Source organism: Gracilimonas sp. B-17, assembly GCF_056857935.1.
Genome location: NZ_JBSXOA010000012.1, coordinates 1435843 through 1448948, shown reverse-complemented (window position 1 = coordinate 1448948; position 13106 = coordinate 1435843). Strand labels below are relative to the sequence as shown.

Annotated in this window: 9 protein-coding genes; 5 read left to right on the top strand and 4 right to left on the bottom strand. The window is 41.1% G+C overall.

Annotated elements, in window-relative coordinates:
- Positions 1-27: 27 nt before the first annotated feature.
- From dapF to AC13FX_RS14650, 4 genes are all read right to left on the bottom strand, one after another.
- On the bottom strand, positions 28-852 hold the full coding sequence (dapF, locus tag AC13FX_RS14665) for a diaminopimelate epimerase (protein ID WP_482881636.1): 825 nt from the start codon (positions 850-852) through the stop codon (positions 28-30).
- 2 nt (positions 853-854) lie between these two features.
- The gene (locus AC13FX_RS14660; protein ID WP_482881634.1) at positions 855-2036 is read right to left on the bottom strand and encodes a DNA polymerase III subunit; all 1182 of its coding nucleotides are present in this window, start codon (positions 2034-2036) and stop codon (positions 855-857) included.
- Positions 2037-2041: 5 nt separating this feature from the next.
- Positions 2042-2707: a heme exporter protein CcmB gene (locus tag AC13FX_RS14655; protein ID WP_482881633.1), complete on the bottom strand. Its 666-nt coding sequence runs from the start codon at positions 2705-2707 to the stop codon at positions 2042-2044.
- 113 nt (positions 2708-2820) lie between these two features.
- A complete protein-coding gene (locus AC13FX_RS14650) occupies positions 2821-5967 on the bottom strand; it encodes a S41 family peptidase (RefSeq protein ID WP_482881632.1) in 3147 nt (1048 codons plus the stop codon).
- A 182-nt stretch (positions 5968-6149) separates the two neighbouring features.
- On the opposite strand from AC13FX_RS14650, the gene AC13FX_RS14645 reads away from it, so the two are divergent.
- The 5 genes from AC13FX_RS14645 (at position 6150) to AC13FX_RS14625 (ending at position 13035) form a co-directional block, all read left to right on the top strand.
- Complete coding sequence (locus AC13FX_RS14645) at positions 6150-6623, top strand: PTS sugar transporter subunit IIA (RefSeq protein WP_482881631.1); 474 nt, start codon at positions 6150-6152, stop codon at positions 6621-6623.
- Positions 6624-8060: a D-alanyl-D-alanine carboxypeptidase/D-alanyl-D-alanine endopeptidase gene (dacB, locus tag AC13FX_RS14640; protein WP_482881630.1), complete on the top strand. Its 1437-nt coding sequence runs from the start codon at positions 6624-6626 to the stop codon at positions 8058-8060.
- A gap of 15 nt (positions 8061-8075) precedes the next feature.
- Positions 8076-9449 carry a sigma-54-dependent transcriptional regulator gene (locus AC13FX_RS14635; protein ID WP_482881629.1) on the top strand — a complete coding sequence of 458 codons (1374 nt, stop codon included), beginning with the start codon at positions 8076-8078 and terminating at the stop codon, positions 9447-9449.
- 4 nt (positions 9450-9453) lie between these two features.
- The gene (gene folD, locus AC13FX_RS14630; protein WP_482881628.1) at positions 9454-10344 is read left to right on the top strand and encodes a bifunctional methylenetetrahydrofolate dehydrogenase/methenyltetrahydrofolate cyclohydrolase FolD; all 891 of its coding nucleotides are present in this window, start codon (positions 9454-9456) and stop codon (positions 10342-10344) included.
- An 81-nt stretch (positions 10345-10425) separates the two neighbouring features.
- Positions 10426-13035: a PAS domain S-box protein gene (locus AC13FX_RS14625; protein WP_482881626.1), complete on the top strand. Its 2610-nt coding sequence runs from the start codon at positions 10426-10428 to the stop codon at positions 13033-13035.
- Positions 13036-13106: the final 71 nt, after the last annotated feature.

Genomic DNA, 13106 nt, shown 5'->3' with positions numbered 1-13106 from the left:
TGACCAATGATTTAATATTATAATGGATCATACAGTGATACTTCCTCTGAAAACAAAATTAGCCGGGCCTGTAAGAATCAGCTGATGATAGGTGGATGCCTTTGGATCATAATCAAAAGTAGCTTTTAGTTTTCCGCCTTTAACCAGGATCTCATACTCACTATGGGACTCATTTATATCTTGTTTGTGATGAGTTGCTATAGCAGATGCAAGGGCACCGGTACCGCAGGCCAATGTCAGGTTTTCTACACCTCGTTCATAGGTTTGAAGTGATATCTGTTTGGTGTCATCGCAGTAGACAAAATTTACGTTTGTTCCCGGAGGATCTACGGATTCGTGATAGCGAATTCTTCGACCGGTTTCGACGAGATCACTTTCATTATCCAAATGCTCCTTGTCTACGAAATGGACAAGGTGTTCGGTTCCTGCATCCGCTTTGAGAAAAGTAAGTCCACCCACGTTTAAATCTTCTATTTTGACATGGATCGGAAAATGAATACTTACGGAGTTGTCTGAGTGAACTTCAGCTTCATAAACGTTATTGTGAACATTAAAGGTTTGAGATGACCCAAATCCAAAATTAAACGCAAACATAGCCAGACACCTTGCTCCGTTTCCGCACATACCTGCATCACTGCCGTCTGCATTCCTATAGATCATAGTATAATCAACATCATCACGTAAAGGGGGTTGCAGAACCAATATTCCGTCACCTCCAATGCCAAATTTACGGTCACACACGTTTGGCGTAAATGAAACAATATCTTTTAGTGTAAAGCCATAATTACGGTTATCGATAACAACAAAATCGTTACCGGCACCTTCCATTTTATGAAATGAGATCTTATGCATAATTACTCCACAAATGCAGGTATATGTTGCCAGTTATTATCCTCTGAGATCACGGGGTCAAGGCCGCGCATTAGCATTGAAAAGCGTAATGAAACAGCGATGAAGATGAGTTTAGGATTCACATTTTGTCTGATAGCAGACCTGAATGAATCAAGGTGATCTATCATATCCTCAAGTTTAGCCTCGCCAAGCGACCCTACAAATTTTTGAATAGATTCAAGCTGATCAATATTTGTGATGTATCTTTTGTTCTGGGTTTCCCGGTAGATCATGAGATCGCGAATATACATTTCGATAAGATTGGTTATCGCGATCAAGCCTTCGATGTTATTGGAACTGTGCCAGTCCTGAACGAGAGTGGAAATTCCGTTTGCATCCTGGCTAAAGGCCATACGCATAAATTCTACCACCGATTCCCTGTTTTCCTTAAGCTTTTTGACATCAAAGAACCGGGTCATGGCATAATTCCCACCTGAAACTCTTGCCAGGTATGCTGCATCATCCGTGCTAAGGCCATCTATTTCAATAAGCCCTTGTTCGATCTCCTTATCTTTCAGAGTACCTAATGGAATATGCTGGCAACGGGAAGTGATGGTCGGGAGCAGGCTTTCATAGCTCTCAGTGGTCAGAATGAACATTAGTCTGTCAGACGGTTCCTCAAGCATTTTGAGAAATGCGTTGGCCGTTTCTTTTCGCATGGTTTCGACCTGGGTCATAATAACCACAATGCGGTGGCCTTCATTAGGTTTTAGTTTTGCTATAGGACGAATGTCTTCCCTGAAATAATCGATCGGATAAAATGCCTGTCGGTTCTTTGATGATTCATCATCCAGAGATGGGCGCTGAGAAAAACCAACTATCTCGTAAGGATCCTTAGCAAGCAGCTCGAGTCGGTCTCTCAATTCTTCGGTCTTAACCGTGGTTGGCTTTGGAATGAAAACATGAATATCCGGGTGAGAAAACCAGGACGACTTTTTTGAACTCGTATACTTACCCAGGTCACTGAGATTATTAATTCCATTGATAGCCTCTGCAAGAGCCAGGGCAAAGGCTGTTTTGCCAATACCACTTGGTCCCGACAAAAGGTAAGCATGGCTGACCCGATCAGAGGCCAGGATCCTTTCAACCTGATCTTTTGCTCTTTGCTGGCCAATGATCCTTCGGTTACCAAATTTAATATCCATTTATATTATTCCTCCCAGATGTAATCAAATAACATTATGCCGGACGTTATGGTTACACCCGCAAATCCAACCAATGCAGTGATATTATTCAATGAAGCCGCTCCACCATTTATGAAGGCTGTTTTACTGATGTCAGCCAATAATAATACCAGGGGCATGAAAAGTGGAATACTTAGTACCGAAAAAATGGCTCCTTTCCGATCAGCTTGTGAAACCACCGCTGCCGTCATGGTCGCCACACCCGATAACCCGGCTGTTCCAACCAGTAGCATAATCAAAAAAGCAGTCCATGATTGAATACTAAGATTCATAAGAAAAATATAGCCGGCAAATGTTGTGATATTAATAAGCAGGGTAAACAGATAATTGTAGATCAATTTACCACTGTATACATTTGTACCATCAGCATATATCCTCAACAGATCAAAAGTTTTTTTATCTGTTTCAGAGATAAAGCTTCGGCTTAAGGCGGACAGGGCTGCAAAAAGAATAATAATCCAGACCAACCCTGATTTTGGCCCCGGTTCCAATTGATCAGCTCGCAGGGTAAATAACACCAAAAGCATGGCGGCCGCAACAAATGCGAGAACCATGTTGAATGCGAACCTTGTGCGTAACTCAATACGCAGGTCTTTCATTAAAATCGTATACGTACTTCTGATCCAGCTCATGACCAAGTTTAAGGATTTTAACGGGCTATTAACAGGAATAATGAACCTGTTATGCAATATAGTTTAATAAGTTAATGAGGAAGGCGGGATCCCTCATTAACTCACGATCACACCTAATTTTTAAGTTGTTCAACTGCCAACTGTATGGCTTTGTTTAATTGAGGATCACGATCAAGGAGTCTATCCTTAAAGGTATTGGCTACTTCAATATCGGGTTCAACTCCGGTTCTTTCCAGATTATTATTACCATCCAGCGTGTAGACGCCCCAGGAGGGGAGCCTATAAAATGAACCATCTACAAGACCCTTTCCGGAAGTGAAGATGATCCATCTATATGTTTCAGTTCCCACAATAGTACCAAGCCCAAGTTCCTTGAATCCGGCAGCTGTCACCTCAGCATCACTCAGCGATTGCTCATTGATCAATAAAATGATCGGTTTTGCAGCCGGAGTGAAATTTGGCTGTGTGGCAAAGTCACCATTACGGTATTTCCACTGAAGATATGGTTGCTGACTCAGAAACTGAAGTACATCGTTATGAACATTACCGCCTGTATTATATCTGAGATCCAGAATAAGGGCATCACGCTGATAAGCTTCTGAGGTCATCTCGATAAGGAAATTTTCAAGTTCACCGCCTCCCATATTTTTCATATGAACATAGGCGACCTGCTTATTACTTTTCTCATCAACCATTTTTTGCTTTTGATCGACCCATTCATCATAAAGATCATTTCTGGTCGAAAAATAACTTTGGGGGTGGAGCTTAACGGAGTATGTTTCGTTTTCCCGTTCAAAGGTCAATGAGACTTCTTCAGGAAGGATAGGAGAATTGAAGTACTTTTCACGATTTGCCGTTGGGTCTACTTTTTTCCCATTCACAGCTGTAAGGTTATCGCCTGGGCGAATGTCTTTCGAAGCAAGATAAGCAGGTCCATTTTTTATGATATGAGACACACGATAGGGGTCATTTTCATCAAAAAGAAGCCCGGTTGAGATCGAGATCGTAGAATAAAACTCCTGATCATCATCTCCGGAAGTACTGAATCCCATATGTGAAGAATTCAGCTCACCCAACATGTCATTAAGTAATCGACTTAGATCGTTTCGGTTATTTACATGTGGAAGGAATTGCTCATACCGATCCCGAATACTTTGCCAGTCAATATTATGAAAGTTATCATTGTAGAAATTTTCTTCAATATTCGCCCATAATTCGTCAAACATCTGATCGAATTCATTTCGCAGATTTCGGTTGAAATCGTGTGAAATTTCGATCTTGGTTGCCTTGGCGGACGATGGATCAAGTTCATAAACGTCCCCCCGTGACAAACCGTAAAGTTTGCCATCCAGATTCTGGATATTACCTACAAAGCTTACACCCTCAAATTTTTTCGTTTCGGCCTCTTCAAATGGCTGAAGTGTAGTAACGTATAGGGCTGAATTGCCTTCATCATGGTTACTGCCATACAGGATCATACTTCTATCATCATTCTGAACCACAAAGGGGGAATATTGGGACCCGAATCGCTCGCCAATCACCGTCAAACGCTTCATCAGATCCTGTAGATTGATACTGATATCGATCTTCTTCTTTGCCTTCTCATCGCCGTCATTTTCTTCAGGTTCCTCTTTTTCAACGAATAATTCCTCAAACCTATCTGATCTAAACGGATCATCGTAAACATCAAGAGCCATTTGGAATATATCTGTTTCACCTCCGCCTCTTGGATACGATGGTTGAGTTCGGGAGGAGGAAAAATAAATATACTTGCCGTCTGGTGACCAAAACGGATCCGATTCAGACACACCGGTTTGAGTCAGGTTCATAATCTCTTTTGTATCTATCTGATAGGTGAAAATATCATGTTCAAAATCTCTTCTGGCGGTATAAAGTATGTATTCATCATTAGGAGAAAAGCGTGGCTGTTGATTTTGAAAGCCCCAGAATTCGTCCGTCACTAAGGTCTCACTTTCAAGTGTCTTTAGATCAAGTAACCGAAGTTCACTGCGCCCACTCAGATAAATAGCACTGCTCCTGTCAGAATTCATTTCAATAGCACGGTTATTGCCATCGTCGTTTGTGATCTGGTTTTCACGACCTGAACCATCTGCAGTGATCGTGAATAAATTTTGATATCCATCTGCGGTTTGATTGAAGAGGATGGTTTTATTGTCCGGCAACCATTTAACTTCCAAAACCCGGCCCATGGGATCCGTTTCTATTTTTCGGATAAATTTCCCCTCAATGTCTGAGACAAATAATTCACCGCGGGAGCTAAAGGCCAGTTTATTTTTGTCCGGTGAAACATCAAAAGAGGTTATTTCGCCTTCAACATTGAAGCTCTGCTCTTTTGCAAGGGTATTATTCTTTAAGATCCTGATCGGAACAACCCTACTTTCCCTGGAAGAGACGTTGTATGAATAAATGCGGTAGTCTTTCTCAAAGACAATGGTTTCTCCATCTGCACTGATCTGAGGGTAGAAAACCGATGTGTTGAAATCCGTAAGCTGGATCTTTTGATTCCCATTCAGAGTGTATAGGTTGTATTCGCCATTTGCCTCATCTGATGCAAAATATAAGGTGCCATGGCTATCTAAGATAGGCCAAAGGTCTTTTCCTTCCCAATCCGTAAGCTTGTAGAATACATCAGAATCTGTATTGTAAGATTTTACATCGGGATTATAAGCCCCCCGATATTTTTTGCGTTGTGGAAATATGAAGCTTTCCCAAGATTCATTAAAATAGTAAGTATTCTCATCTGGGTGTTTCACAAGGTTGTGAACCGTATTATGATAATGGCTGAATAATCTTTTAGGGGTACCACCATTTATACTCAGTTTATAGACACTGCTGCGATTATAGCGATCGGATCTGATGAATATTTCATTGGAATTCCAGTTCCACGACTCTACCTGATCGTTTGCTTGATGAAATGTAAGCTGCATGATCTCACCACCATTGATCGGCATAATATATACATCGTTATTACCATACTGGTTTGATGTAAAAGCAACCCAATTGCCATCAGGTGAAATTCTTGGAGTTATTTCTTCTCCATCCATACCGGTCAATCTAACAGCCTGCCCACCGGCTGCAGGAACTTTCCATAGGTCACTTTCGTAGGAAAAAATAATAATTTTGCTATCGGGTGATATTGAAGGGTTCGTGGTGAAACGAATATCATTCTGTGCTTTGATAGAACTATTGCCGGAAAGTGTAAGGAAAAATGAAAGTATGACGGGAACGATTATTCTCATGAGAACAGATCAGTTAGTTATAATTTTGACAAGCTTACTTAAACACAAAGTAAATCACAAAGTGGAGAGTTGAATTTTTTTATCTTACAGATTCAAATTCGCAGAATTAAACTTTGATTGATTATCACTTCGGTGCCTATATTCGGTTGCTGAGTTTTAAATATTATTTGTCAGGAAATTACATGAATTTATTTTCGTTGCTGGATGAAATTACTGTTCTCCCAAACTATGAGGCAGGCTCAAAGAAGGAGCTTATTAATGCATTGGTAAATACTCTTAAGGAAAAGGTGGAGAGCGTTGAGCAACTTGAAGAGGTGCGTAAAGCTGTATTCGAAAGAGAAGAGATCATGTCGACCGGTGTGGGAAAGGGGTTGGCTATACCACATGCAAAGACCAAAGCTGTCGATGAAAATCATGCCGCTTTTGCTCTATTGAAAGAACCATTGGATTTTGATTCTATTGATAATGAACCCGTACGACTGGTTTTTTTGCTGGTTGGTCCGGAGTCAAAGAACAGCCAGCATATCAAGCTCCTGAGCCGGATCTCACGCCTGATGAATAGCGGGTCATTTCGGGAAAAGATCCTCTCCTGTGAAAACTCAGAAGATATATTAACGGCTTTTCGGCTGGAAGAAGAGAAATATTTTGTAGGTTAAATGAAGCACGCATTCCATTTTGTAATTCTGACCCTGTTATTTATAAACCCGGAATTACTGCGTGCACAAAATCTACAATCCATTCTTGATAAGGCTCCAAATCATGAGGCTTTTTGGTCAGTTACAGTCAGAGATCAAGATGGGTATATCCTGGAGCGTCACCATTCTAAAAAAGTAATCATTCCAGCTTCAAATCAGAAGTTAGTTACCACGGCTGCTCTGCTTGATCATTTTGGATCAGATCATCAGTTTGAGACCGTGATCTACGGTAATGGGACTCTGACCAATGGAGTCTGGAATGGTGATCTCATCATAATTGGCAGTGGTGACCCCTCGATAAGCGGGGATCTTTACGATGATGACCGTTATTATGTGTTTGATCGGTTTCGTGAACAGTTGGCTCAGGAAGGAATAAAGCAGGTCTCGGGAAACCTGATCGCAGATGCCTCATTGTTTGACCAACAGGTATATCCAAAAGGATGGGATTGGTATGATTTCTCTTTTTATTATGGTGTTCAGATCAGTCCGCTTTCATTCAATAACAACGCAGTAGACCTTGAGGTGTTTGCTGATGGAAACATTGGTGATACACCACGTATCACATGGTTTCCGGACAGTACCGAATATGTCACGTTTATCAATGAGCAGGTGATCACTCATCCTAATACAGAATATGATGAATACTACAGAAGAGAGCTCGGAGGAAATACGATTACCCTGGGGAGTACGCTTCCGAAGGGGTATTACGAAGATGAGTCTCTTTCAGTTGATGATCCGGCAAGATATTTTCTTTTCTCATTTAAAAACTATCTCGCTGAAAACGGAATAGTTGTTAATGGGGATCTGAGTGTAACACATGAACCCTCAGATATTGCAAATTCACAGCAACTTGCAATACACAGATCAAAACCCCTTTCTGAACTGATTGAATGGACGAATAAGGAAAGTGATAATTTTTATACGGAAATGATGACCAAAACCCTTTCAGCTCAGAAGAGTGGGGGTAAAGGCAGTTTTGAAGATGGAATTAAACATATCCGTGAATTCTTATTTGAAATGGGGTTAGATACCTTACACATACAAATGAATGATGCTTCAGGAATGGCAGGGGGTAACTTCAATACCACTGAGAATTTATCGAAACTACTTGTGGAAATGCGATCTCATCCTGAATTTGATGCTTATTATAATAGTATGTCAATAGCAGGAATTGATGGCACCTTAGCTCATAGGATGAAGGGCACTCCTCTCTACAATAACTTCAAAGGTAAATCCGGTTTTGTAACTGGTGTGAGGACATTGAGTGGTTATATGAAGACCCGTTCAGGAAAACAGATCATTGTAAGTATAGCAACAAACAACTACATATCAGAAAAAGTTAGACCAATTGATGCTGTTCATGAAAAAATTCTGATGTACCTTCATAACAAATATTGATCTCAACCCAACTAAATGCCTGATCAGAAAGCACACATATTGGTTACGGATGATGAGAAGGCGATCCGAAATACACTTAAGGATATTCTTGAGTTCGAGGATTATAGGGTATCGACCGCAGAGAGTGGGAAAGAAGCCCTCGAGTTTGTGGAGGAAGAAAATGTGGATCTGATGCTGCTTGATATCAAGATGCAGGGCATGGATGGTATTGAAACCCTGAAGCAGATCCGCCAGGGTGGCCATGAGTTTCCCGTTATCATGATCTCAGGACATGGAACCATAGAAATTGCGGTTGAAGCAACTAAGACCGGGGCCTATGATTTTCTGGAAAAACCACCGGACCTGAATCGTTTGCTTATAGCGGTACGTAACGCACTTTCACAGACCACCCTTGAAAAGGAATACAGGCAGATCAAGAAAAAGCTTCCAAGCTTACAGCCTATAATCGGGGAGAGTGAATCTATTCAGGAGATCAAGGATCTGATCGATAAGGTAGCTCCGACCAAATCGAGAGTGCTGATCACCGGTGATAATGGAACCGGAAAGGAGCTTGTAGCCAAATGGATACATGAGAAAAGTCCACGCAGCGGTGGGCCAATGGTTGAAGTAAACTGCGCTGCTATACCATCTGATCTGTTGGAAAGTGAATTATTCGGACATGAAAAAGGAGCTTTTACCGGGGCAACTGAACAAAGGGTCGGTAAGTTTGAACAAGCCAATGAAGGCACCCTGTTTTTGGATGAGATCGGGGATATGGGACTTGATGCGCAGGCAAAGGTATTGCGGGCTCTCCAGGAAAATAAGATCACCCGAATAGGTGGTAATAAAGCGACACAAATTGATGTTCGAATTTTAGCTGCCACAAATAAGGATCTGGAGCAGGAAATAGCCAATGGAAATTTCAGGGAGGATTTGTATCACCGTATAAATGTGATCCCTATCAAAGTGCCTTCACTGAAAGAACGAAGATCTGACATTCCATTGATCGCTGAAGCCTGTCTGAGTTCTCTCAAAGATCGGGATATTAGTTTTTCCAAGGTTTCATTTACTGATGATGGTCTGAAAGCCCTTAGGAACCGTGATTGGTCAGGTAATGTGCGTGAGTTACAAAATGCGGTTGAGCGCCTGGGAATTCTAGCTCCTGATGGCAGGATCGATCAGGAAACGGTCAATGATATCTTATCCTCAAAACCGGTCACCTCAGATAGGTTGGATGAACTGGCTAACGATATTCCTGACTTTCAGGAGTTTAAAGAACAGGCAGAAAGGCTCTTTTTGATCAAACGCCTGGAAAAGAATGATTGGAATATATCCAAGACTGCAGAAGAGATCGGTATTCAACGCAGTCATATTTACAATAAAATGAATAAGTATAATATAGAAAGATAGCAGCATGAGCGCAGAGATCATTGATGGGAAAAAAGTAGCTGAACTTGTTAGAAACAGGGTTCGGGAGGATGTAAACGACTGGAAGGAAAAGGGAAACAGAGCTCCATTTCTTCAGGTTATTCTGGTTGGGGATGATCCTGCATCAAAGGTATATACCGGTGCAAAAACCAGGGCCTGTGAAGATGTTGGTATAGAAACCCATACTCGAATTTTACAGGACACGATCTCTGCAAAGGAACTTAAATCAATTATTAAATCCTATAACGAGGATGACTCTGTGGATGGCATCCTAGTACAGTTACCCTTGCCTTCACACCTTTCATCTCATGATGTGATCGAGACCATAGACTACCGTAAGGATGTTGATGGATTCCACCCCATGAATGTTGGTCGATTAACGGTTGATGAACCTTGTTTCAGAAGTTGTACACCAGCCGGCATCATGGAGCTGTTCAAACATTATAGTATACCGGTAAAATCAAAACATGCTGTTGTGGTGGGGGCCAGCAACATTGTGGGGTCGCCAATGGCCATCATGCTGTCGCGTGAAAACTCGTCCGGTAAAGCTACAACCACTATTTGCCATAAATTTACTAAAGACCTGACGCAGCACACTATATCAGCTGATATATTAATAGCAGCGGCCGGACAGCCGGAATTGATCAAAGGGGAGATGATCAAGGAGGGGGCGGTCATCATTGACGTTGGGATCAATCGAGTTGCGGATGAAACATCTGATAAAGGTTATAAATTAGTTGGTGATGTTGACTATGAATCGGTAAGAAAAAAAGCCAGCTGGATCACCCCGGTACCGGGAGGGGTTGGACCTATGACTGTGGCTATGTTAATGAAGAATACCTTGTTGGCGGCCAAAAAGTCGATTTATCCCGAATAAAGCATCATGAATTTATTTCATGAATATTTTCATATAAAGTTTACACTTCTTTAAGATATTTGCATGTAATAAAAATATTCTATGATGGATAAGGTTAAATCCCTGTTGGATTCGGTCATTTTTCAGTCTGCTATGGAGCAGGTTCCCGTCTCTATTGTAATTACTGATCCAACTCCGAAGATCTTATATGCGAATAAGTTCTTTGCTGATCTCACCGGTTATTCTATTGATGAGATCAAAGGTCAAAATCCAAATATCCTGAATTCCGGAACGCATTCCCGGGAGTTTTTTAAAGAAATGTGGGATACCCTGACTTCAGGAAAGACCTGGAGGGGAGAAATTAGAAACGTAAGAAAAGATGGCACCTATTTTTGGGAGAAAGCGTCTATAGCTCCATACTTCAGTAATGAAGGGGACATCATTTATTATGTGGCTATTAAGCAGGATATCACCAAAGAAAAAGCAAATATTGAAAAATCTGAAAGGAGAGAACGTTTATTAAATAATATTCAGGAGTTATCTGAGACCGGTGGGTGGGAATATGATCCTAAAAAAGATGTCTTCTTTTGGACAGAAGAACTGTATAAGATCCATGGTTTTAAAAAACCCTTTGAAGGAAACCTGGCAGAAGAAAGCTTGAAATGTTATAGTGAAACTGACCAGCAAACGATAAAAGAACTATATCAGAAATGTCTTCAAGAAGGAATTCCATATGATTACACTGCTCGGTTTACAGATCTGAAGGGGAATAAAAAGTGGGTCAGAACCAAGACTCAACCCATAAAAGATTCAGAAGGAGAGATAATTAGAGTTGTAGGATCAGTCCGTGATGTAACGGATGAGGTTGAGACTCTCCATGCTTTAAAAAAGAGGCAATCCGAATTTCAAACGGTAGTGGAATCTTTTGATGATATAGTATTTACACTTGATGAAGAAGGCAGGCACACCAATTTATACGGTAAGTGGGCAAGAGATGAAGAGCTCAGTACTATGATGCTGGGAAAAACAGCAACAGAAATATTTGGTCAAGAAGCCGGTAAATCTCACTTCGAAGCATTGCAGATCGCAAAGGAGGAAGGGCATTTTACTTACAAATGGTTCATAGAAAATGAAGACGGAAAAAGGAATCATTACGAAACCAAGTTAACCAAGCTAAAAGGTACTAATTCTGACGGAGAAGGGTTCCTGGGAGTCGGACGAAATATTACGGCTGAAATACGCTATCGTGAAGAGCTGGAGGACCTTAAGGAGCGTTTAAATTACTCCCTGATTGGTACGAGGGCAGGGACATGGGATTGGGACATTAAAAGTGGGAAGATCATTTTTAATGAGCGATGGGCACAAATCCTTGGATACTCGCTCAGTGAATTGGAACCAACATATATAGAAACGTGGAATAATTTTGTTCACCCACAAGACCTGGAACGTTCTGCAGAAGAATTGCAAAGATATTTTAAGGGCGATATCCCCATGTATGACGTCAAGGTTAGAATGCAGCATAAAGATGGGCGTTGGGTGTGGGTATGGGACAGAGGGGCCATATTTGAAGAAGATGAGGAAGGCAACCCAACCCGTATGGTTGGTACGCATATTGATATTTCTGAGTGGATGAAAGCTGAAGAACGTCTCAAAAAGTCTGAAAGAAAGTATCGGGAACTATTCGAAAATTCTTCGGATCCCAGCTTGCTCGAAAAGAATGGGCATATAGTTGATTGTAATCAGGCCGTCCTTGATCTGCTTGGATATGAGAAAAAAAATGAACTGATCGGAAAGGGTATGTTAGAGATTTCCCCGGCCACCCAGTCCAACGGTTGGGATTCTGAGCAACTATTCAAAACCACGCTTGATGAAATAAAAAACTTCAATAAAAAAGGCTTAAAGTTTGAATGGGAACACCTTGGTAAAGATGGCACGGTTGTTCCCGTTGAGACGGTAGTAACTAATCTTACAGATAATGATGGCGAAAGTATACGATATGTTGTCTGGCGGGATATTACTGATCGCAAAGCGGCTGAAAATGAACTCATAGAGGCCTATGAAGAACGTGGGGCACTACTCTCGGAAATACATCATCGGGTCAAAAATAATCTGGCGATCATATCCGGGCTCATTCAGTTACAGATCTTTGGAACGGAAGATGACCAAGCTGCAGAACAGTTAAATAAAAGTGTAAACAGAATAAAGTCGATCGCTTTGATTCATGAGCAGCTCTACCAATCTAAAAGTTTTGCCAATATTTCTTTGAAGGAAAACATAGAAAATCAGGCAAAAACATTGCTTAACATGTACCAGAGTAACAATTCAGCAAATGTAGATCTTGATTTGGATCTGGAAGAAGTGCACATAAATATTAATCAGGCACTTCCTGTAGGACTGTTATTGAATGAGATCCTCAATAATGCCTTTAAGCATGCTTTTGTTGGACGTGAAAAAGGTAGTATCGATATAAGATTAGAAGAATCGGGCACTGAAGTTCGGCTTACTGTTAGAGATAATGGGGTAGGGTTTTCAGATGATGGGAATAATGGCTCATCATTAGGTCAAACTCTTATTCAAACTTTTATTAAACAGTTACGAGCCACTCTTAAGGTGAATAAAGACGATGGAACCAGCTATACCATTGAGTTTAAAAAGCAAGATCTGAAAGGGACCATGGCCGCAAATATGGAAATTGGCATGGGGCAAATATAATTTGAAACAAGGGTGACACTATGTTGTCACTGCCTGTGTGTATCATTGAGTAAATCAAAAAACAAAACTCA